We start from the raw sequence: 21052 nt of genomic DNA on the forward strand, positions 1-21052 counted from the left end.
GACACCCGGGCCGCCAGCATGCCCACCATCAGCCACAGAAAGCGAAACAGTCCACCGACTCCGTCGGCGGACCGTCATGCAAGATCGAGGCTAACGGGAGTTCAGACATGGTGACGTACTACGAGATCATGGGCACCGACCTGTCGAAGCTCACCGCAGCTGCCGACGACTGGGCCGCCATGGCCAAGGACTTCGGCAAGCTCGCGCGAACCTACGAACAAGAAGTGCACGGCATTTCCCTCGGTGACACATGGGTGGGCCTGAGTGCCGACGTCGGCGCCGCACGCTTCGACGTGACGTGGAAGGAGTACCAGGGAGCTCAGAGCGAGGCGAAGGCCGTCGCCGAACTGCTCCGGGACGCGCACGCTGAATTCAGCCGTCTCCGCAAGAAGATCGAGTACGTCCGAGAGGACGCGGTGAAGGCCGGCATGAAGGTGTCCGAGCAAGGCGCCGTCGCCTTCGACACGTCCAAGCTGGATCACAGCAAGTACATGGCGTACGTGCACGATCCTGACTACCAGGAGAGCGCCCGCACGGCCGCTGCCGGGTGGGCCGCGCAACTGGACTTGGCGGTGGCGGCCCTGAATGACGCGGACGAGGGGTTCAAACTCGCTCTCGCCTCCGTGATGCAGGACAGCGACCCCTTGGACGGCACGATCGGCGGTTTCAACCGGGAAGCGGAGCCCGACCCGTACCCGTCGCTTGCGGAGAGGGCGAAGGCGCAGCACGTCCCCAAGGGCAAGAAGGCGGTCGCCGAGTGGTGGCGCGGCCTCGATCCGGTCACGCGCGGCATCCTGCTTCAGGAGAAGGGCGACGAGTTGCGGAAGGCGGGGATCATGAGCCCGCTGTACAACTGGCACGCTGCTGACTCGGGGTCCGGAGCCTTTGACACCGAAAAGCCCACGGCCAAGGATCTCTGGTATCTGGCCCGCGCGCAGGCCATCGCGGCCGGTGGCGACTTCAGCAGCGAGAACGCCGCGTCACGCAACATGGAGCATTACCTGAGTGCAACGGGTGAGCCGCTGGACCTGGACATCGACCGCATCCTCAAGGATGATCCCGGATTCCGCGATGATGTCTCGGTCCACATCGCCCAGAACCAGGACGCGTGGCGACAGCAAGGGCTCGACGCCTTCGAGAAGGCCGGTGGCGACAAGACGGTCGTCGTGCCGGTGGAGAGCAAGGCGGTTGGTCGCACCTTCCAGAGCGAAGAGTGGTTCCACGCGGTCGGCTCCCACCAGCAGAACGTGTCGGGGATGGTCACCGTCACCCCCGGGGCGGACGGCAAGCCCAAGGTTTCGCTCGCATACCAGGCCAACGTGTGGGACCGGTACAACTGGGACGCCGGCAAGTCGACCACCTTCCCCGGCGGCGTGGTGATCCCGGACTCCGAGATGGGGCGGTTGCACAAGACCGGACTTGCTCAGGAGTTCGACATGCGAGGCAGTAGTTCCACGTACACCTACGACCTGAACAGCGATGCGAAACCGACAGTGAACCCGCCGGACCAAGGACGAGAAGGAACCCGCGGCGACGTCTCGCGCGGCGACGAGGAGAACCGGTGACAACCAAACGAGGCGCCCTCCTCATCGCGGCAGTGGCAGCCACTTTCCTTCTTTCCGCCTGCTCCGGTGGGGACACGGGCGATCGCCGTGCGACCGACAGAAGCACCTCGCGGTGGGACGAGAACGCCGGCGCGCCCGAGGCGTCGGCCTTCATGCACGTGACGGCGCCCAAGGGTGCGACTGAGGTCAAGGGAGCCGTGCAGATCAACCCCCAGGAGGACATCTACCTCCTCTCGTTCGTCACCAGCGAGAAGAACGCCGAAGGCATCGCGGCGGACCTTCGTCCCGAAGAACCGCTGAAGGTGAAGAAGGCCGACTTCACCCCGGATGGCGACCTGTTCCGGCACCTCGGGCTGGCCGAGCCGCAAACGCTGAAGGGAGCCCGCTCGGCCGGTGTCTGCCCCCCCTGTGTGAAGGACGATCGCCGCAAGACGGTGCAGTGGATCGACATCTACGTCCAGACACTCAAGGGCGATAAGGCCAGGGTCTATCTGAAGGCGTTCTGACCTCGGTCTCAGCCGAGCACAACACCGGGCCCGAGGCGGACGTCGACGGCCGTACCGGCCTGCGACGGCGCGGGCATCCGGCGAGCAGGTCGCCAGGGCTGAGGTGGGTGTTACGGGAGCGGAGGTGCGCGGGTGGTGTCCTTCGAGTCGCGGACGTGGACCCTGCTGGGGGTGGCAGCGACCTCTACGCATTCGCCGCTTCCTGACCGGACTCCCCCGCCCGCGACCATGTGGACGCTGGAGTGCGGGAGCCTCAGTATGGGCTGGTCGCCTTGGTCCAGTAGGCCGGGTACGGGCCGACAACGGCGGAGCTGAGCGTGAGTGGTCGCCCGGCCGTCCCGTAGTCCCGCTGCATCGCCGTGCGAGTTGTGTCGCGTGACGAGGCCACGCGTCGTCCGCGCCGTGAGGGTGGTGCGGAGTCGACGGTCGACCGACGCCGGATTCGGGCTACGCGCCCTCCGTCCGCGGATCATCCACTTGACGGGCGCATCGTCAGCGCGGCCCTCAAGTCGTCCTTGTTCATCGCCACCAGGCCGGGCACGGTGGCGTTCCATGTGTCCGCCAGGTCGTCCAGCGTGCGGGCCACGAAGCGGCGGATCCGGCGGCCGGCCACGACGAGGGCGACGGCCGCGAGGGGTCGCAGGAGTCCGCGACCGTGAAGGGACACGGTGACGCGTACGTCCCATCTGTCGCCGTCACCGTCACGGTGCGGCCGGGGCACAGCGCGCGCCGTCGCGCGAGCCCACCGGTGGACGACGCGTGCCGTGGCCGGAGCGGTATGCGAAGTGCCTGCTGCGTCCGCTGCGGCCCACCAGTCGTCGAGTTGTACGCGAACCCGCCCCTTCATCTGGGAAAGCCGCAACGGCACCCCGTCGAACAGCGACTGGCCCCTGATCTCGACCAGGCGGGGGCGGTCGAGGCTCTTCAGGACGATCTGCAGTTCAACTTCTCCGGCGTCGGACGCCATGGCGAGCGCCAGTCGGACAGCGCGTCGACGGTCCCATTCCTCGACCCGGACGGTGACCGTCTCGACGCTGCTCACGTCTTTCGCGTTCGCGCCCGTGCCGCCGTGCTCAGCGCCCTCGTTCTCCTTCTCGTCCTGGTCCGAGATCAGGTATTCGGCTCCTGGTCGCAGGTGCCGTCCACGGGTGAGCTGGACGCCCGGGATCGACTGCCCGTCCGGCAGAACCAGTCGCCGTCGTTCCGCCTGGCTCTCCTCCACCGACGAGCGGACCACGGCGAGGGCGTCGACGAGCCACGTGTACGGCACCGGTTCGACGACCACGGTATGGCTCATGGAAAGCATGAGGACAGCGTCGTCCACCGGACGCCGATTCATCCAGGGCCGGGAACGGCAGGGCCTGAAAGGGCGAAGGTGCCGGGCCCCGGCAGCCTCGGATCGGTGCGTGCCGGGGGCACGGGCTCCCGCTCCCGTGCCCCCGGCCGTCCGGGCCAGGCTCAGGCGGCCCGGCGTCCTCCGGCGCGGTGGGCCCGCACGATGTCCGCGTACCGGTGACCGGTGCCCTTGATGGTGCGGGCCTGGGTGCGGTAGTCGACGTGGACGAGGCCGAAGCGCTTGTCGTAGCCGTAGGCCCATTCGAAGTTGTCCAGGAGGGACCAGGCGAAGTAGCCGGCCAGCGGGGCGCCCTTGCGGGCGGCGGCGGCGCAGGCGGCAAGGTGCCGGACCAGGTAGTCCTGGCGTTCGGGGTCGTCGATGGTGCCGTCGGGGCGGAGGGTGTCCGGGAAGGCGGAGCCGTTCTCGGTGACGTAGAGCTTGCGGGCGCCGTAGTCGTCGGTGAGGCGCAGGAGCAGGGCTTCGATGCCGTCGGCGTCGATCTCCCAGTCCATGCCGGTGCGCGCCACGTCCGGGCGGCGTACCGAGCGGGCGTGGGGGGCCGGGCCGGTGGGGTCGTCGGCTACGTACGCCGGGAAGTAGTAGTTGAGGCCGAGCCAGTCCAGGGGGGCGGCGATGGTCTCCGCGTCGCCGGGGTGTTCGGGGAGGTCGACGCCGTAGACCTCGCGCATGTCGGCTGGGAAGCCGCGGCCGTGCACCGGGTCCAGCCACCAGCGGTTGACGTGGCCGTCGTGGCGGCGGGCGGCCGCCAGGTCCTCGGAGCGGTCGGTGGCGGGGTGGACGGTGGAGAGGTTGTTGACGATGCCGATGCGGGCGTTCGGGGCGGCGGCGCGGATCGCCTGCACGGCCAGGCCGTGGCCGAGCAGGAGGTGGTAGGAGGCGCGGACGGCCGCGGTCAGGTCGGTGAGGCCGGGGGCCATCTTGCCCTCGAGGTGGCCGATCCAGGCGGAGCAGGACGGCTCGTTGAGGGTGGCCCAGTGATTGACCCGGTCGCCCAGGCGTTCGGCGACCACCGAGGCGTAGGCCGCGAAGTGCTCGGCGGTCGCCCGCTCGGGCCAGCCGCCCCGGTCCTGGAGGACCTGCGGGAGGTCCCAGTGGTAGAGGGTGACGGACGGGGTGATGCCCGCTTCCAGCAGGCCGTCGATCAACCGGTCGTAGAAGGCCAGCCCCTTGGGGTTCGCCGGCCCGTCACCGCCGGGCACGACGCGCGGCCAGGCGATGGACAGCCGGTAGGCGTTGGTGCCCAGGCGCCGCATCAGTTCGATGTCCTCGGGCCAGCGGTGGTAGTGGTCGCAGGCGGTGTCGCCGTTGTCACCGTTGTCGATCTTTCCCGGGGTGTGGGAGAAGGTGTCCCAGATGGACGGGGAGCGGCCGTCCTCGGCGACGGCTCCCTCGATCTGGTACGCCGAGGTGGCCGTGCCCCACAGGAAGTCGTGCGGGAGCGCGGCGAGATCGATGGTCACGGAAGTCCCCTCGGGATCGGTGCGGTTGGTCACTTGACGGCTCCTGCCGTCAGCCCGGCGACGAGGTAGCGCTGCAGCAGCAGGAATCCGGCGACGACGGGGACGCTGACGACGAGCGAGGCGGCCATGATCTGGTTCCAGTACACGTCGTTGAGCGTGGAGTAGCCCTGCAGGCCCACGGCGAGCGTGCGGGTGGTGTCGTTGGTCATCACGGAGGCGAAGAGCACCTCGCCCCAGGCGGTCATGAAGGCGTAGACGGCGACGGCGACGATGCCGGGGACCGCGGCCGGCACGACGACGCGGAACAGCGCGCCGAGCGGCCCGCAGCCGTCCACGAGCGCCGCCTCGTCCAGGTCGCGCGGTACCGAGTCGAAGTAGCCGATCAGCATCCAGATGGAGAACGGGAGGGAGAAGGTGAGGTAGGTCAGGATCAGGCCGCCGCGGGAGCCGAACAGGGCGATTCCGGTGGCGTTGCCGATGTTGACGTAGAGAAGGAACAGCGGGAGCAGGAAGAGGATGCCGGGGAACATCTGCGTGGACAGCACGGTGACGGTGAAGACGCGCTTGCCGCGGAAGCTGTAGCGGCTCACGGCGTACGCGGCGAAGACCGCGATCACCACCGAGCAGACCGTCGCCGCGCCCGCCACGATCAGCGAGTTGACGAAGTACTTCGCCAGCGGGACCGTCGACCAGATGTCGATGTACGGGCGGAAGGTCAGGCCGCTCGGCAGCCAGCGGAACTTGCCCGTCACGTCGGCCAGCGGCTTCAGCGAGCTGGAGACCATGACGTACACCGGCACCAGGACGAACCCGGTGAGCAGGGTGAGGAAGATCCGCCGGGACCAGAGGAAGGAGCGCGGCGGGGCCATCGGGGACCTGAAGGAGGTCCGGTGGGAGGATCTGTGGGAGGAGGCCGGGTGCGAGGACCGGATGGCGTCAGACATCGGAGGTCCTCCGTCCGCGTGAGGTGAGCAGCAGGTACGCGCCCGTCACCACCAGCAGGAAGAGCAGCAGCAGGACGGACATCGCGGATCCGGTGCCGAAGTTCCAGGTGACGAACGAGGCCTGGTAGATGTGGACCGAGATGAGGTCCGCGGCCGCGGGGGCGGCCTTGCCGAACAGGACGTACGGCGTGTTGAAGTCGTTGAACGTCCACAGGAACAGCACCAGGATCAGCACCTGGTTGACCGGGCGCAGGGACGGGAGGGTGATGCGGCGGATCTGCTGCCACATCCCGGCCCCGTCCAGCGCGGCCGCCTCGTACAGCTCCCGCGGGATGTTCTGGAGCCCGGCCATGACGATCAGGAAGGCGAACGGCCAGCCCTTCCACACCGACACCACGAGCAGCGCGACGAAGCTGTTGTCGCCGATCAGCCAGAAGGACGGCTTGTCGGTGAGGTGCAGCTGGTCGTGCAGGACGTGGTTCACCAGGCCGTTGTCGTGCTGGAACATGAACACCCAGGTGATGACGGCCGCGTAGACGGGCAGCGCGTACGGCACCAGGAACAGTGCGCGCAGCAGGCCGCGACCGCGGAAGGTGTCCTGCATGTAGATCGCCGCGGTCGTGCCGATCAGCCAGCACAGGCCGACCGACAGCAGGGTGAAGCCGACGGTGACGAAGAAGGAGTGGAGCAGGGCCTCGCCGACGGGGGCGTCGAAGTCCACCGACATCTTGTAGTTGCCGAGGCCGGACCAGGGGGCGCTGCCCCAGTCGCGGATGTAGAACTGGGTGAGCTCCTTGAAGCTCATCACGATGCCGATGACCATCGGCACCAGGTGAACCAGGAGTTCGAGGAGCAGGGCGGGCAGGAGCAGCAGGTACGGCAGTCCGATGCGCCGCAGCCGCCCGGTGCGGCGCGTGGTCGGCGCCGCACCGGGGGCCTTGGTGCCCACCGGCTCCTTGACCGCGGTGGTGGTGGTCGTCATCGCGCTCACTTCGCCGGCATCTGCTGCTGGGCCTTCTCGAGCTTGGCCTTCACCGAGTCGGTGGTCACCGCGCGGCCGGCCGCGGCGTCCGCGAACAGCTCCTTGACGGCCGTACCGACGGTCGTCTCGAACTGGGACTCCTGGGCGACCTGGGGCAGCGCGGCGGCGCTGGTGGCCAGGGTGTTCTTCAGGACGGCGTTGGCCGGCGTGTTGAACGAGGGGTCCGCCTGGGCCGCCTTGACCGGCGGGATGGAGCTGTAGGCCTTGTTGAGGATCTTCTGCTCGTCGTCGCTGGTCATGAACTTCACGAACTTGGTGGCGCCGTCGAGGTTGTCGGTGTTCTTGAAGACGGCCAGGTTGATGCCGGCGACCATGGAGTTGACCTGGGTGCCGGTGCCGGGGGCGCCCGACTGCACGGGCACGGGGGCGATTCCGTAGGCGTCCTCGCTCATCCCCTGGGACTTGAGGTTGGCGGAGGCCGACTGCCACAGCAGCATCGCCGTACGGCCCTTGGCGAAGTCGCTCACCGACTGGTTCTGCGCGTACTCGGCGTTGCCCTGCGGGATGACCTTGTCCTTGGCCATCAGGTCGACGTACTGCTTGACGGCGGCGACCACCCCGTCGCTGGTGAAGTCGGGCTTGCCGTCGGCGGTGAAGAAGTCGGCGCCGTGCTGCTTGGCGAAGACGAAGACGTGGTGGATGTTCTCGGACACGTTGGCGCCCTCGGCGCCGATGACCTGCTTGCCCTTGGCCTGGATCTTCTTGCCGTCGGCGACCAGCTCGGCCCAGGTGGCGGGCGGCTTGCTGATCCCGGCGTCGGCGAAGATCTGCTTGTTGTAGTAGAGCGCGTACGCCATCGAGTACAGCGGCACGGCGGCCGGGTCCTGGCCCTGGACGCCGGTGGAGCCGAGGGCGGAGTCGACGAAGCGGTCCTTGCCGCCGATCTTCCCGAAGTTCTTCGCGTCCCACGGCAGCAGCGCGCCGGTGGCCTGGAGGGAGGCGCTCCAGGTGTTGCCGATGTTGAGGACGTCGGGTCCCTGCCCGGACGTGGTGGCGGTCAGGATCCGGTTGAGCAGATCCGACCAGGGCACGACCTCCAGCTTCACCTTGATCCCGTACTGCTTCTCGAACTTGTCGAGCTCGGGCTGGAGGACCTTCTTGTCGACCTCGATGCTGGCGCCCTGGTTGGAGGCCCAGTACGTGAGCGTCTTGGGCGAGTCGTTCGACCCGCCGTCCGTCGACGAACCGCCTCCGCAGGCCGATGCGGCAAGGGCGAGAGACAAGGTGACGGCACCTACGGCCGCGGCTCGGATGCTGCGCATGGCTCCTGGGGTCCCTTTCCGGGAGTCGAGAAACCAGAGGGAGCGTTCGACCGTTCAACTCGTGAAGCACCCTCACGGCTTAATTTAGGACGTGAGTTAAACCCTTCGACGGAAGTCCGTCAAGGGTTGCGGCAGGGGGTAATCGGCGGGGGGTGCGAAAGCTACGGAGAGTGGGCGGGCGGGGGCTCTGAGCGGCCGGGTGTGGGGTGGCGAGGGTTGGGCGGGCGGTCGGCTCGGCTCGGGGTGGACGGGCGGGCGGGGGCAGCCGGGATGCCGTGAAGGCCGGTCCCTCCCGCATCACACGGGAGGGACCGGGACCCGCCGCACTGCCGTCCGACGGCGGACGTACGGCTTTCCGGCCGTCCGGTTCTTCCGCTTCCCGGTTGTCCGGCTATCCGGCAGACGCCCCGCTCACGACTGCCCCCGGCGCCGGGGCGTACCCGGCGGGGCGGGTGGTGAAGGTGCCCCGGCCCTGGGTCCGGCTGCGCAGACGGGTCGCGTAGCCGAAGAGTTCGGCCAGCGGGACGGTGGCGGTGACCACCACGGTCCCGGCGCGGGCGGCCTGCCCCGAGACCCGCCCACGCCGTGCGGCGAGGTCTCCCAGTACGCCGCCCACGGCCTCCTCGGGAACGGTCACCGCGACCTCGGCGACCGGCTCCAGCAGACGCATCGCACAGGCCCGCAGCGCCTCGCGCAGACCGAGCCGGCCGGCCGTACGGAAGGCCATCTCCGAGGAGTCCTTGGGATGGGTCGCGCCGTCGGTCAGGGTGACCCGAAGCCCGGTCACCGGATGACCGCCGAGCGGCCCCTCGGCCAGGGCGTCACGGCAGCCGGCCTCGACCGCACGGACGTACTCCTGCGGCACGCGGCCGCCGACGACGACGGACCGGAAGACGACGCCGCTGTCGCTCGCCGCGGGCTCGAAGGGCTCGAAGGGCTCGACGTCCAGCACGACGTGGGCGAACTGCCCGGCGCCGCCGTCCTGTTTGACGTGCCGGTAGAGCACGCCGGACACCCCGCGCGTCACGGTCTCGCGGAGGGCCACCCGAGGACGGCCGACGTTGACGTCGATCCCCTGTGCCCGGCGCAGCTTCTCCACGGCCACCTCCAGATGCAGCTCGCCCATGCCGGCGAGCACGGTCTGACCGGTCTCGGGGTCGGTGCGCACCACGAGGGACGGATCCTCCTCGGTGAGCCGGCCGAGCGCGGAGGCGAGCCGGTCGGCGTCGGCCCTGCGACAAGCCTCCACGGCCACGGAGACGACGGGCTCGGCGACGTTCGGCGGCTCCAGGACGAGCGGGGCGCCCGGGTCGCAGAGGGTCGAACCCGCCCGGGCGGACTTCAGCCCGACCACGGCCACGATGTCCCCGGCGATCGCGCGTTCGAGCGGAACGTGGCGGTCGGCCTGCACGCGCAGGATCCGCCCGATGCGCTCGGTACGGCGTGCGGTCGCGTCCCACACGGTGGCTCCTTTCTCGATGGTTCCGGAACAGACGCGGAGGTGGGTCAGCCGCCCGGTGGCGGTGGCGCTCACCTTGAAGGCGAGCGCGGCGAACGGCGCCGCCGGGTCGGCGGCCCGCTCCTGCTCGGTGCCGTCCCACGTGCCGCGCACGGCGGGCACGTCGAGCGGCGAGGGCAGGTAGGCCACGACGGCGTCGAGCAGCGGCTCGATCCCACGGTTGCGGTAGGCGGAGCCGCACAGCACGACGACGCCGTCACCGGTGCGGGTCAGATCGCGCAGCGCGGAGGCGAGGGTGCCGGCGCTGAGCGTCTCGCGGTCGCAGAACTCCTCCAGCGCGGCCGGGTGCCGCTCGGCCACGGCCTCCTCGAGCAGCCGCCGCCGGAGCTGCGCCTCCTGAAGCAAGCCGTCAGGCACGGGCCGGACCTCGGCGGCGTCCGCACTCCCGTCCGGCCAGACCAGCGCCCGCATGCGCACGAGGTCCACGACTCCGACGAAGCCGTCCTCCGCGCCGATGGGCAGTTGCACGACCAGCGGGACGGGATGCAGCCGCTCGCGGATCGACGCCACCGCGGCGTCGAGATCGGCCCCGGCCCGGTCCATCTTGTTGACGAACGCGATCCGCGGCACCCCGTGCCGGTCGGCCTGCCGCCACACCGACTCGCTCTGCGACTCCACCCCGGCGACGGCGTCGAACACGGCCACGGCCCCGTCGAGCACCCGCAGCGAACGCTCCACCTCGTCCGCGAAGTCGACGTGCCCGGGCGTGTCGATCAGGTTGATCCAGCACCCGTCCCAGGCGCAGCTCACGGCCGCGGCGAAGATGGTGATGCCGCGATCCCGCTCCTGGGGATCGAAGTCGGTGACGGTGGTCCCGTCGTGCACCTCACCCCGCTTGTGGGTGGTGCCGGTGGCGTACAGGATCCGCTCGGTGACGGTCGTCTTGCCGGCGTCGACGTGGGCGAGGATGCCGAGGTTGCGGACGGCGGCGAGGGCGTTGACGGGAACCTGGTGCGTGGTGCTGCCGGTGGCGCGGTTGGTACGCACGGCGCATGGCCTTTCGATACGGCGCGAAAAAGGGCAGCGCGATTCCCCGTGCGAAGGCAGGCACGAGGGCATGCGGGCATGCGGGCATGCGGGCATGCGGGCGTGGTCGCACGCCGGCGCACGCGCCCGGCCACCGACAGGGGTGGCCGGACACTCGTCCGGTCGGTCGAACCGAGTCAGCCCCTCGACACGGGCATCCGGTACCGGCCGCGCAGCGGGTACCGGAGACCCCAGGACACCAGGATCACGTCGAAGCGCGACGGCGGGACGACGGGTGCGGTGTGGTCACGCACGGCCGTCCCCCCTCTCTCCTGTCGCGAAGTCGCGCACCGCACCCGGGCGGTGCGCACGATGACGTGTCGACAGTACGGAAGGCGGGACCGACGGGCCACGGATTTTCCCCCCGGCCGCGCTGCCACTCCCCCAGTGGGCCGACCGGATCTCGGAGGTCGAACCGCGGGAGGGCAGGCGCGGGCTCCCGCTTGTCGGACCCTCGCCGGGCACGGGGAGCGGAGTCCTCGTGCCCGGCGAGGGTTCCGGCGGAACGCCGTGGGCGGTGTGCGCCTCGTGAGCGTCACCGCCTGTGGGGCAGGTCAGACCACCCCGGCGCCGTTCGAGTACGACTTCATGTTGTAGGTGCCGAAGCCGTTCTGGACGGGCTCGCCCGTGTCGTTGATGCAGTGCAGGATGCCGCCGCCACCGGGGCCGTTGAGGCAGACGGTCATCAGCGAGGTGAAGACGACGCCCGGGGTGTCGGGGACCTCGTAGGCGCGGTCGGTGTAGATGTCCGCGTCGAGGTTGAAGAAGGCGTAGCTGCCCAGGCCCCACGCGTGGTGCTCGGTGACGTGGTCGCCGACCTTGTAGGCGGCGAAGCCGTTGGTGCTGCCGTGCCTCCAGGCCGACTGGGTCGGGACGTCGTAGGGGTGCTCGTTCTGGAAGAAGTAGGTACGGCCGTGGTTGCCGTTCCAGAGCACCTCGTAGTTCTGGTGGTGCTCGACGAACAGGCCGTAGGTGGTCACCCGGTCGCCGTTGACGAGGAAACCGACGCCCGCGGGGTTGACCGCCCAGCCGACCGTGCCGTCGAGGCCGTGGTCGGCGCGCCAGACCCAGACGTGGTCGACGATCACGTCGTTGCTGTCGATCTGGATGCTGACATCGGTGCCGCCGGGGACGGCGCCGCCGATGCGGGGGAAGACGTCGAACAGCGCGGTGGGCCGGTGCGCGTGGTTCTTCCGGCTGCGGCCGTGGCCGACCCGCAGCAGCACGGGTGAACTGGGAGAGGCGGCCTCGAGGAGCACGCCGGCCACGGAGACGTCACCGATGTCGGCGACCTCGATGAGCGAGTTGCCGTCGACGGCCTGGAGGGTGGCCAGGCCGAGGCCGAGCACGACGGTGCCGGGTCGGCGGACCCGCAGTGGCGCGGACAGCGGGTAGATGCCCGGGGTGAGCAGGAGGTGCTTGCCGCGGGCGAGCGCCGCGTTGATGCTCGTGGCGGAGTCGCCCGGCCGGGCGACGTGGAACTCGGTCAGCGGGATGCTGTGGCCGGCGGCCGGTCCGGCGGCCCAGGAGGTGCCGGTGCTGTTGCGGCGCAGCGCGGGCACGAAGACGTGGTAGTCCCCGTGCCGGTCGACGGTCAGGAACGGCTTCTCCCGGACCACCGGGGTACGGTCGACGGTCGTGTAGGGCGGGGTGGGGAAGGACGTGGCGGGCGCGCCCTGGACGCCGACGTAGACCATGTTCCAGTTGGCACCGGTCCAGCTGCCGATGGTGTCGTTGCGCGACAGCCACTGCTGCTGGGAGCCCGAGTCGATCTGGCCGTCCACCACGCTGTCGGCGAGGAAGCCGCCGCTGGACCAGCCGTTGCCGGGCGGGCTCGGCATGAGGATCATGTCGCCCTTGACGTGCACCCGGCGCATGGGCGCGGCCTGGGCGACGGCCCAGCGGTCGAGCCCGTCCGGCGGCACGATGGTCAGGTTCTCCGCGGCCCGCCAGAAGTCCTGGGTGCCGTTTCCGTCGAACCACTGCGCGTCGACGGTCACATGACCGTTGATCACGACATCCTCGGGGCCGGCGCCGAGTCCGAGTACGTGGGTGTAGAAGCCGACGTTGATCTCGACGTTGTACGTGCCCGGCTTGAACGCCAGGGCGTAGCGCTCGGTGCCGAACTGGTTGGACTCCTGGACGGCGAACACGGCGTCGATCTGCGCCTGGATCGCCGCGTCGCCCATCGACGGGTCGAAGACCAGGACGTTCGGCCCCAGGTCGGCGCTCCCATGGCCGGAGGCGCCGTGGCCGCTCGGGCCGGCGGCGGACGTGGGCGACGAGGCGAAGGCGGGTCCTGCGGTTGCGCCGGCCAGCGGCACCCCTGCGGCAGCAGCAGCCGCCCCGCGAAGCAGGGCACGACGAGAGGGAATCACGGACACGGCTCTCCCTGAACAGGCGTTGGGTAAACGGGACCGCGGCTGGTCCGCAACCGCGAGAGAGCGCTCTCAGCCACGGAGTGAATCACCGCCGGTTTGCACCGTCAATAGGTCTGCACCAATAACGGACCGCCGTACGTGCCGAGTTGTCGTCCGGGGAGCCCGGACGCTGCGCGCGCAAACCGGGCGACGGCCTCGGAGATCGGGGACGTGCGGGCCACCTGAGCGGTGGACAACGAGCCCCGCGAGCTGTTAGGCAGGGGCCCGACGAAGAATCGATCACCTCGGGGGGAACCTGTGGACGCGGTCCGCATCGCGCGCCGTGCCGCGCCGCTTTTGTTGGTGGCGGCCTTGTCGGCGGCATGCTCGTCCGAGAGCGACAGTGCTGCGGGAGCCGGCACAAGCCACGCTTCGGCGTCGACCGCCGGACGCGTCGCCGCCTCGGCAGCTCCCGACGGCGGCGACGACGGGACGGCCGGTCCGGGTACACCGGCCTCGAAACCCTCCGAGACGGACGCGTATCCCACCTCGGATGCCGCGCCCGGTGCGGCGGTGCCGGAGGTTCGGGACGCCTTCGCCGTGCTGCAGGCGACGTACAACGACGGCTGTACGACGCCGGGGAACTGCGAGTACTTCCTCACCCGGGTGGTGACCAACCTCGGCGATCTCTACAACTCGATGAAGGCGAGCCCGAAGGGCACCGGGCACTTCGGTCCTCCCATCGCCCGGATCCGGGCGATGCACGAGGCTCTGGCGGGGGACTTCTCCTTCCCCAACCTCAAGCGACACCAGAAGCTGCTGCTGTCGACCCGGGACCACGTGAACACCTGGATGCAGTCCCACCCCGAGGACTACCGCTGACCCCGTCGCGGGAGGGCTGACACGCGGTCCGGCCTCCGAAAGGCGGAGGCGGCGAGCGGACCGGTGGAACACCCGCGCCTCCCGGGCGCGCCGTCAGCGCGCTCCTCACCCGAAGACGCGGGACGGCACGGCCCTTTTCCCGCTTTTCGCGTGGCGCGATGTACAACCTTGGCCCCCGAGTACGAGTCGATCTCTCTGGCAGGAAGCCATCGGTGGGCGGCACACCCCGCGCCTCCCCCGGCCCCCGCCCCAGGCCACGGCCTCCGACACCCCGCCCGCGGAAAGAGCACCATTGATCGACAGTACGACCACGCGGCGGGACGAGTCCGCCCCCGTCCCTCCGGCCACCGCCCTCTCGCCCGCAGAGGTACGCGCCGAGCGCCGCCGCCTCATCGAGTCCGTCCGCGCCCTGCGCCGTCTCCTCGACAGGCGACGCCCCTTCGAACTCGCCGACCGGCGACGCCTGAACCGGGAAGCACGGGACCGCGACCGCGCCGAGGCCGCACACGGCAAAGCGCTGCAGCGCATCCACGAACGGCAGGTCCGCCACGAGACCTCGCTCACCCGACAGCTCGACGGACTGGACGGAAAGCGCGAGAACCAGGAGAACCGGGCCCTCGCGGTGCTGCGTCGCGAGTCCATCGAGCGCACGCTCGGCAGCACATATCTCACCGCGAGCCAGGTGAACGGCATAGGCGCCGGCCTGATCCGCGACCTCACGGCCCAGGGCATCCGGACCGCGGCCGACTTCCAGCGCGTCAGCTGGGGCAAGGCGCAGAACGGCAAGGGCGGCGAGGTTCTGTACATCCACCGCACCAAGGGCGGCAAGGTCCACATCAACGGCATCGGAGAGCACCGGGGCCGGCCGCTGCTGGCGTGGCGCCAGTCCGCGGTGGCCCGCGCCGAGGCCCGCGCCCCGCGTGAGCTGCCGCCGGACGAGCGGCACCGCATCGCCGAGATCATCGAAGCGGAGCGGAAGCGGCTCCAGCAGGAGCTGGCCCAGGCACCGCTCGCCGCGGAGGCCGCACGCGCCGAAGCCGCGCAGACGCGCACCGAGGCCCTGCACCGACTCGCCGACGACCACCGGGAGGCGGCGAACCGCGCCGCCGAGCGCCGCGCCGAGTTCGACGCGATGGCGGAGCAGTTGCTCGCGCTCCAGGCACAGCTGTCCGCGCACATGGACCAGTACGGCGATGCGGGCCGCCGAGTCCGCCGCGCCCAGACCCGCGCGCTGCGCCCGCTCCCGGACCTGCCGCCTGTGCCGGCCCTCCCGTCCCCCCGCGGCCCCTCGGACGTCGAAGGACGCCCCAGCGCGGCGACTCGCCCGAGGGTCGGTCCGGCAAAGGGTCCGACGAAGGTCAGCCTGACGAAGGGCAGCCTGACGAAAGCCGACGCGGCCGAGGGCGCCGACGGCACCCGGCCGGATCCGGTGCCCGGGATCCGGGCCGGCCTCGGCTGGCTGATCCCCATCGTCTTCTTCGCCATGACCGCGATCGCGGGCGTCGGCGAACAGGACGCCACGGCACCTCTGTGGTTCAGGATCGGAACCCGACTGGTGGCCGCCGCGATCGTGGCCGACCTGCTGCGCCTGTGGATCCCGCGCAGGCGCTGGCGGACAGCGGCCCCCATGCCGCCCGGGACGGGCCCGCTGACCACCGGCACCCTGCTCGCCCTGGCCGCCTCCGGCATGTTCCCCGACCCGGAGTTGTCCACCAACGGAGCCCCGTGGGCGGTGTCCGCCGTGTCGGCGTTCTTCCTGGTGGGAGGAGCGCTTCTGCGTACGAGGAGTGGCGAGACCGAAGGCGGAGGTGAGCCGGACGGCGCGGCCGACTGACCGTGCGTGGGCATGGAACCGGCGGGCGAGAGCGACCGCGACTGATTCGATCAAGCCACCATCCTGCGCGAAATTCCCTTGTTGTCAGCTCCGTTCGATCAAATGATGTTCACGCTCGACATCAACGACCGATGAAACGGGGACAGCATGAAGAAGACAGGCAGAGCCAAGAGGACCGCGGCCGTCGGGGCCGCCGCGTCCGCACTGACCGCGGGACTCGTCCTCGGCGTCGCGGCACCCCAGGCGAGCGCCGCGCCGTCCTGGAACACGTTCTCGTACTCGATCGCCGACGGCTCCGTGAGCGTGACCGTCTACAACGGCAGCAAGGTCGCCGGGAAGGCCGCGTGGGCCGCCAACCCCGGCGACCTCGGGATCTCCACCGGAGACACCCTCGTCGTCTCGGACGTGCTGGCGGACGGGTACGGCATCGAGGCGCACCTGAGCGACGGCAGAACGGCCACGACCCGAGGGAAGGCCTCGCCGTACACCGCCAAGAAGTCGGGCAATCTGCCCGAGGACGGCACCTACTACATGAGCGTCTGCATGGTGAAGGGCTCGTACAGCGACTGCCTCGACACCTGGACGGTCCGGTCGTGACCCGGCCATCGGGTGGCGCCGGCTCCTGACCAGGGCCGTCGCCCGCACCGCACGCACGCCGAAGGGGCCCGTCAGGAACGGGCCCCTTCGGCATGCTGTCGCGCGCGGGCGACGTTGCGGTCACGGGCTCAGGAGCCGTGTCACGCCGTGTTGTTGGCCAGGGCCAGCAGGCGGCTGCGGTCGCCGTTGAAGCGGTCGCGGTCCACGTTGCCGGAGATGCCGCTGACGGAGCCGGTGGAGGTGTACTGCCAGACCGTCGCGTACGGGAAGCCGTTCGGGAGGGTGGGGTTCGAGGCGGAGGTCCAGCTGGCGACCCAGAGCGGGCTCCTGGCGGACATGCCGCTCCAGCCGCCGGTGCAGGTGTTCCACCAGCTGGCGCTGGTGTAGATGACGACGTCGCGGCCGGTCTTCGCCTTGTACGTGTTGTAGAAGTCGAGGATCCACGACTGCATCGCGCTCTTCGACTTGCCGTAGCAGCCGCCTTCGAGGTCGACCATGCCGGGCAGGGTCAGGTTGTCCCTCGACCAGGCGCCGCCGTTGTTGGCGAAGTAGGTCGCCTGCGTCGCGCCGCTGGAGGCGTCCGGCCGCGCGAAGTGGTACGCGCCCCGGATCACCTTGTTGTTGTAGGCGTGCAGGTAGTTGGCGTTGAACTGGGAGTCCTTGTACGAGGTGCCCTCGGTGGCCTTGATCCAGGCGAACTGGATGCCCGCCGCTTTGACCGAGGCCCAGTTGATCGTGCCCTGGTAGTGCGAGACGTCGATGCCCGGCGGGGGGTTCGTGGCGAAGGACGGGGTCACCACGGCCGTGGTGTTCAGCTGGAGTCGGCGGGTGTCCGGCTTGAAGTCCTTGCTGTCCTGGACGTAGCCGACGCCCGCGTATCCCTGGCCGAGGGGGACGGTGTCGCCGGACGGCGCCGGTCTGGCGGAGGCCGTTCCCGCCGTCATGCTCGCTGTCAGGGCGATGCTCGCGGCGAGGGCGCCGGCCACGGTCAGAGTTCGGGCACTGCGGATCCGTGAATACAAGGCTTCCTCCATGGCTTCCGGTTGTGGGGTGTGGGGCGGTGCTAGGAGGTGCGGACGTGCAGGATGTGCGGGTACGTGCGGAGGCATCTGGTCGTGTGGTCGTGCAGATCGCGCGGTCTACCCGCGTAGCGTCGAGGCCGGCGTTCGTCACCGCGGCTTCGGCGCCGTGGCTGCGGACAGGGGGTGGGGCCGGGGTGATCCAGGAAGCGCGTCACCAGGACGGGGGCGCGGGAGTGCTGGGTGGGCCGAACTGTGCCCGCGTAGCGCCGCGAGGGGCCTGCCACGTGCGCCGTTGTCACGGACACGTCATGAATAGCAGCCAACTCCCCGTGTTCGAAAGGGGTTTCGGGCACCATCTGTGGTCCAGTCCACTGCCCAATCAGCGGACCTGTGCCGATGTCCGAAGACGGCCCGGAACTTTTGCCGCCTGAAACTTCCCGCGCCCGCGCGTGCCCGCACAGCGGGCGCACGCGGGCGCGGTGTCGCGGTCACTTCCCGGCGGGCAGGATCATCAGCGCGTCTCCGACGGGACGTTCGCCGGTGGCGTCCGACGGGTGGTTGAGGACGGTGTCGTCGGCGACCAGGGTGGTCGAGCCGCCGCCGTCCAGGTTCATCGCGTCGCGCAGTCCGAGCGCCTTGGCGACCTCGGCGCTCTCGGTGATGCCGAGCCCCAGTGCGTCGGTGCTGCGGCCGTCCGCGGTGATCAGCACGGTCCGTCCGGCGGCGTCCACTCCCGCCAGCGTGCGCGGGTTGCGCTTCTGCACCCAGCCGTAGTACCAGCTCGGATCGCCCGGGTGCACCATGCCGTCGGTGGCCGGAGTGACGTGCAGCCGCCCGTCGCGGAGCAGCTCCGGGCCGCCGTTCACGATGTCGGTCCCGGCCGAGGGCTTCACCGGGTGCCCCTTCTGGTCCAGCAGCGTCGCCTTGACCGTCAGGCGGTCGCCGACCCGGGCGAGCCTCTTGAGCTCGGCGACGCGGCGTCCGGTCGCCTGTACGGAGCTGCCGCCGGGCGGCAGGGCCCCACCGCGCGGTGAACGCAGCTGCGTGACCCGACCGTGGGCGTCCAGCACGGCCTCGACGCCCTCGCCCTGCGGCGTGCTCTTGCCGAAGTCGGCGGTGAAGGACACGAGTTCGTCCGGGTTGGTGCACGTCACGTCGTGCAGCGGCAGGGAGGTCGGGATGTCGCCCTCGCCGCCGCAGTTCCTGATCAGGCCCGGTACCCGGTTGATGCCGGTCAGGCTCAGCGATGTGCCCGCGCCGACGAGCCGACCGCGCCAGGTGAAGCGGGCGATCTCCGTGTGCCTGCCGTTGTCGTGGATCACCAGCGCGGGGCGCCCGTTCACCGGTTCGCTCAGCAGCCGCCCGTCGTACACGCCGACGCCGGCCGGGTCTCCGGGTGCGCCCGCGGCGGGGTCCAGGACGAAGAACCCGGCGTTCACCGCCGCGGTCGCCCCGGCCGTGGTCGCCAGCAGGCTCGTCGTCTCGCGGTTCTCCAGATCGGGGCCGTACGACGCCTCAAGGCCCCCGCGGAACCGGCGCGGGTCGATCGTGAGCACGTCGACCAGCCACGGGCCCCGGTCGCCGGCGTCCCCGTCCCAACCGGTGTAGACAGCGGATCCCGTGTACCCGGCGCTCTTCAGCCGTGCGCGTTCGGCCGTCGCGGCGGACTGCGAGTCGAACGTGCCGACCCGGACCCGCCACCCGAGCGTGCCGCCGGCGTAGTCGGTCACCTTCGGCGTCGTGACCTCTTCGGCCCGGGCCGTGAAGCCGGCCTGCCTCAGTCGGGCGGCCAGTTCGTCGGCGCTCGTCTTGTCCTTGAGTGTGGTCGGCGGCGCGTCGGGGTCCGGTGAGCTGTCACCGCCGGGAATGGACATCTCGACCGTCCAGTGCAGGGCCGCGTCGGCCTCGCCGCGCACGATGCGCGTGAGGGTGACGCCGGGCTGCAGAGTCCTCGTGGTGCGGGTCTCGGTCAGGTCCGAGGGGCCCAGCGGCAGGGCTGCCGTAGCCGACGACAGGGTCTGTCGGCCGGCCCGTGCGTCCTGCTGTGCGTTCGGGGTCGCCTGGGCCGGCATGGCACCCATCGTGGCGAGGACGCCCAGGACCGCGGCCGCACCGCACAGTCTCTTCTTCATCTGCACCGCCTGTAAGGATCGGACGAGTGGGTGGATCGGCCTGCCCGGCTTCCGGGCTCAGCCACCTGCTCCCGTCGAACCTGTCGGCCATGACTGTCCTGGGGGCGACAACCTACCGACCGATCGACCAACACACGGTGCACAAGAATCGGTTGCCACAGTGTTCACGTCAACGGAACTGTCCCCAAGCGGCAACATCGCCCGGAGGAGCGGGGTCCTCGCGGGGGCACACGGCGACCTCGCCAGGGGGATCAGCGGCTCACAACGACGAGACGCTGCTGCGGCCGGCGGGCACCGCGCCGCACGACGCGTACGCCGAGAATTTCGATCTGCTGCGTTCCTACGCCGCCACGGTGTCCTGAGAACGCGGCGGTCACCGCGACCGGCAGAGTCCTGACGAGGCCCGGCAGGGACCCCCGCGAGCGCAGGGGTCCCTGCCGTCGCCGGCCGTCGTCGGCCGCCCCCTCGTCGGCGAGCCGACGTCCCTCAACCGGCCGGCTGCATCGGCCGGTCCTTACTCGTCGGTCCCGGAGGAGAACGCCGAGTCGAAGGACTGGGCCGACGGCTCGATGGCCACCAGCCCCCGGATGAACTTCAGGGCGTCCGGGGCGCCGACCAGGCGGTCCATGCCGGCGTCCTCCCACTCCACCGAGATCGGGCCGTCGTAGCCGATGGAGTTGAGCATGCGGAAGCACGCCTCCCAGGGGACGTCCCCGTGGCCGGTGGAGACGAAGTCCCAGCCGCGGCGCGGGTCCCCCCACGGCAGGTGGGAACCGAGGCGGCCGTTGCGCCCGTTGAACCGCTTGACCGATTCCTTGCAGTCCACGTGGTAGATGCGGTCCTTGAAGTCCCACAGGAAGCCGACCGGGTCCAGGTCCTGCCAGACGAAGTGGGACGGGTCGAAGTTGAGGCCGAACGCCTCCCGGTGGCCGATGGCCTCCAGGGTGCGCACCGTCGACCAGTAGTCGTAGGCGATCTCGGACGGGTGGACCTCGTGGGCGAAGCGCACGCCGACCTCGTCGAAGACGTCCAGGATCGGGTTCCAGCGGTCGGCGAAGTCCGCGTAACCGCGTTCGATCATCTCCGGGGGCACGGGCGGGAACATCGCCACGGTGTGCCAGATCGAGGAGCCCGTGAAGCCGACGACCGTCTTGACCCCGAAAGCGGCGGCGGCCCGCGCGGTGTCCTTGATCTCCTGGGCGGCGCGCTGCCGGACGCCCTCCGGTTCACCGTCGCCCCAGATGCGGGCGGGGAGGATGCCCTTGTGGCGCTCGTCGATCGGATGGTCGCAGACGGCCTGGCCCGTCAGGTGACAGGACAGCGTCCAGCAGCGCAGGTTGTACTTCTCCAGCAGGGCGCGGCGGCGCGGGATGTAGTCGTCGTCGGCCAGGGCCTTGTCGACCTCGAAGTGGTCGCCCCAGCAGGCGATCTCCAACCCGTCGTAGCCCCACTTCGCCGCCAGCCGGCAGACCTCCTCGAACGGCATGTCGGCCCACTGGCCGGTGAACAGGGTGATCGGGCGTGGCATCTGGGTTCCTCCGGTG

General features: G+C 70.3%; 15 protein-coding genes and 1 pseudogene. 5 read left to right on the forward strand and 11 right to left on the reverse strand.

The window, feature by feature from the left end:
• The coding region (locus ACWDUZ_RS35890; RefSeq protein WP_451636020.1) for a hypothetical protein at positions 1-1565 on the forward strand (1565 nt) is incomplete at its 5' end.
• Entirely contained in the window at positions 1562-2071 is a 510-nt protein-coding gene (locus ACWDUZ_RS35895; RefSeq protein ID WP_451636021.1) for a hypothetical protein, read from the forward strand. The genes ACWDUZ_RS35890 and ACWDUZ_RS35895, both read left to right, overlap by 4 nt.
• Positions 2072-2181: 110 nt before the next feature.
• Here ACWDUZ_RS35895 and ACWDUZ_RS35900 read toward each other — a convergent pair.
• From ACWDUZ_RS35900 to ACWDUZ_RS35935, 8 genes and pseudogenes are all read right to left on the reverse strand, one after another.
• Positions 2182-2268 (reverse strand): annotated as a pseudogene (locus ACWDUZ_RS35900) (DUF397 domain-containing protein); the annotation flags it as partial.
• A gap of 272 nt (positions 2269-2540) precedes the next feature.
• Positions 2541-3368: a hypothetical protein gene (locus ACWDUZ_RS35905; protein ID WP_451636022.1), complete on the reverse strand. Its 828-nt coding sequence runs from the start codon at positions 3366-3368 to the stop codon at positions 2541-2543.
• A gap of 161 nt (positions 3369-3529) precedes the next feature.
• Positions 3530-4888, reverse strand: coding sequence for a GH1 family beta-glucosidase (locus ACWDUZ_RS35910; protein WP_451636046.1), 1359 nt, complete (start codon positions 4886-4888; stop codon positions 3530-3532).
• A gap of 29 nt (positions 4889-4917) precedes the next feature.
• Entirely contained in the window at positions 4918-5757 is an 840-nt protein-coding gene (locus ACWDUZ_RS35915) for a carbohydrate ABC transporter permease (RefSeq protein WP_451636047.1), read from the reverse strand.
• Between the two features lie 67 nt (positions 5758-5824).
• The gene (locus ACWDUZ_RS35920) at positions 5825-6814 is read right to left on the reverse strand and encodes a carbohydrate ABC transporter permease (protein ID WP_451636023.1); all 990 of its coding nucleotides are present in this window, start codon (positions 6812-6814) and stop codon (positions 5825-5827) included.
• 5 nt (positions 6815-6819) lie between these two features.
• Positions 6820-8136 carry an ABC transporter substrate-binding protein gene (locus ACWDUZ_RS35925; protein WP_451636024.1) on the reverse strand — a complete coding sequence of 439 codons (1317 nt, stop codon included), beginning with the start codon at positions 8134-8136 and terminating at the stop codon, positions 6820-6822.
• A gap of 391 nt (positions 8137-8527) precedes the next feature.
• Positions 8528-10642, reverse strand: coding sequence for an elongation factor G (gene fusA, locus ACWDUZ_RS35930; protein WP_451636025.1), 2115 nt, complete (start codon positions 10640-10642; stop codon positions 8528-8530).
• 593 nt (positions 10643-11235) lie between these two features.
• Positions 11236-13059 carry an adenylyl cyclase gene (locus ACWDUZ_RS35935; RefSeq protein WP_451636026.1) on the reverse strand — a complete coding sequence of 608 codons (1824 nt, stop codon included), beginning with the start codon at positions 13057-13059 and terminating at the stop codon, positions 11236-11238.
• 555 nt (positions 13060-13614) lie between these two features.
• Here ACWDUZ_RS35935 and ACWDUZ_RS35940 point away from each other — a divergent pair.
• The 3 genes from ACWDUZ_RS35940 to ACWDUZ_RS35950 all read left to right on the forward strand — a co-directional run bounded on the left by ACWDUZ_RS35940 (position 13615) and on the right by ACWDUZ_RS35950 (position 16354).
• Positions 13615-13923: a hypothetical protein gene (locus tag ACWDUZ_RS35940; protein ID WP_451636027.1), complete on the forward strand. Its 309-nt coding sequence runs from the start codon at positions 13615-13617 to the stop codon at positions 13921-13923.
• A gap of 292 nt (positions 13924-14215) precedes the next feature.
• Positions 14216-15757, forward strand: coding sequence for a hypothetical protein (locus ACWDUZ_RS35945; RefSeq protein WP_451636028.1), 1542 nt, complete (start codon positions 14216-14218; stop codon positions 15755-15757).
• 147 nt (positions 15758-15904) lie between these two features.
• The gene (locus tag ACWDUZ_RS35950; protein WP_451636029.1) at positions 15905-16354 is read left to right on the forward strand and encodes a hypothetical protein; all 450 of its coding nucleotides are present in this window, start codon (positions 15905-15907) and stop codon (positions 16352-16354) included.
• A gap of 140 nt (positions 16355-16494) precedes the next feature.
• Here ACWDUZ_RS35950 and ACWDUZ_RS35955 read toward each other — a convergent pair whose 3' ends face one another.
• The 3 genes from ACWDUZ_RS35955 to ACWDUZ_RS35965 all read right to left on the reverse strand — a co-directional run bounded on the left by ACWDUZ_RS35955 (position 16495) and on the right by ACWDUZ_RS35965 (position 21036).
• A complete protein-coding gene (locus ACWDUZ_RS35955; protein WP_451636030.1) occupies positions 16495-17388 on the reverse strand; it encodes a GH25 family lysozyme in 894 nt (297 codons plus the stop codon).
• Between the two features lie 476 nt (positions 17389-17864).
• On the reverse strand, positions 17865-19508 hold the full coding sequence (locus ACWDUZ_RS35960) for a phosphodiester glycosidase family protein (protein ID WP_451636031.1): 1644 nt from the start codon (positions 19506-19508) through the stop codon (positions 17865-17867).
• Positions 19509-20022: 514 nt separating this feature from the next.
• Positions 20023-21036, reverse strand: a complete 1014-nt coding sequence (locus tag ACWDUZ_RS35965; RefSeq protein ID WP_451636032.1) for a sugar phosphate isomerase/epimerase family protein — start codon at positions 21034-21036, stop codon at positions 20023-20025.
• Between the last annotated feature and the right edge of the window lie 16 nt (positions 21037-21052).

The sequence above is a fragment of the Streptomyces sp. NPDC003393 genome (genome assembly GCF_053589015.1).

Bases quoted from the DNA above. Each gene is read 5' to 3' on its own strand.
- ACWDUZ_RS35965 (WP_451636032.1), bottom strand. From the start codon at position 21,036: ATGCCACGCCCGATCACCCTGTTCACCGGCCAGTGGGCCGACATGCCG.
- ACWDUZ_RS35925 (WP_451636024.1), bottom strand. From the start codon at position 8,136: ATGCGCAGCATCCGAGCCGCGGCCGTAGGTGCCGTCACCTTGTCTCTC.
- ACWDUZ_RS35950 (WP_451636029.1), top strand. From the start codon at position 15,905: ATGAAGAAGACAGGCAGAGCCAAGAGGACCGCGGCCGTCGGGGCCGCC.
- ACWDUZ_RS35915 (WP_451636047.1), bottom strand. From the start codon at position 5,757: ATGGCCCCGCCGCGCTCCTTCCTCTGGTCCCGGCGGATCTTCCTCACC.
- ACWDUZ_RS35920 (WP_451636023.1), bottom strand. From the start codon at position 6,814: ATGACGACCACCACCACCGCGGTCAAGGAGCCGGTGGGCACCAAGGCC.
- ACWDUZ_RS35905 (WP_451636022.1), bottom strand. From the start codon at position 3,368: ATGAGCCATACCGTGGTCGTCGAACCGGTGCCGTACACGTGGCTCGTC.
- ACWDUZ_RS35960 (WP_451636031.1), bottom strand. From the start codon at position 19,508: ATGAAGAAGAGACTGTGCGGTGCGGCCGCGGTCCTGGGCGTCCTCGCC.
- ACWDUZ_RS35955 (WP_451636030.1), bottom strand. From the start codon at position 17,388: ATGGAGGAAGCCTTGTATTCACGGATCCGCAGTGCCCGAACTCTGACC.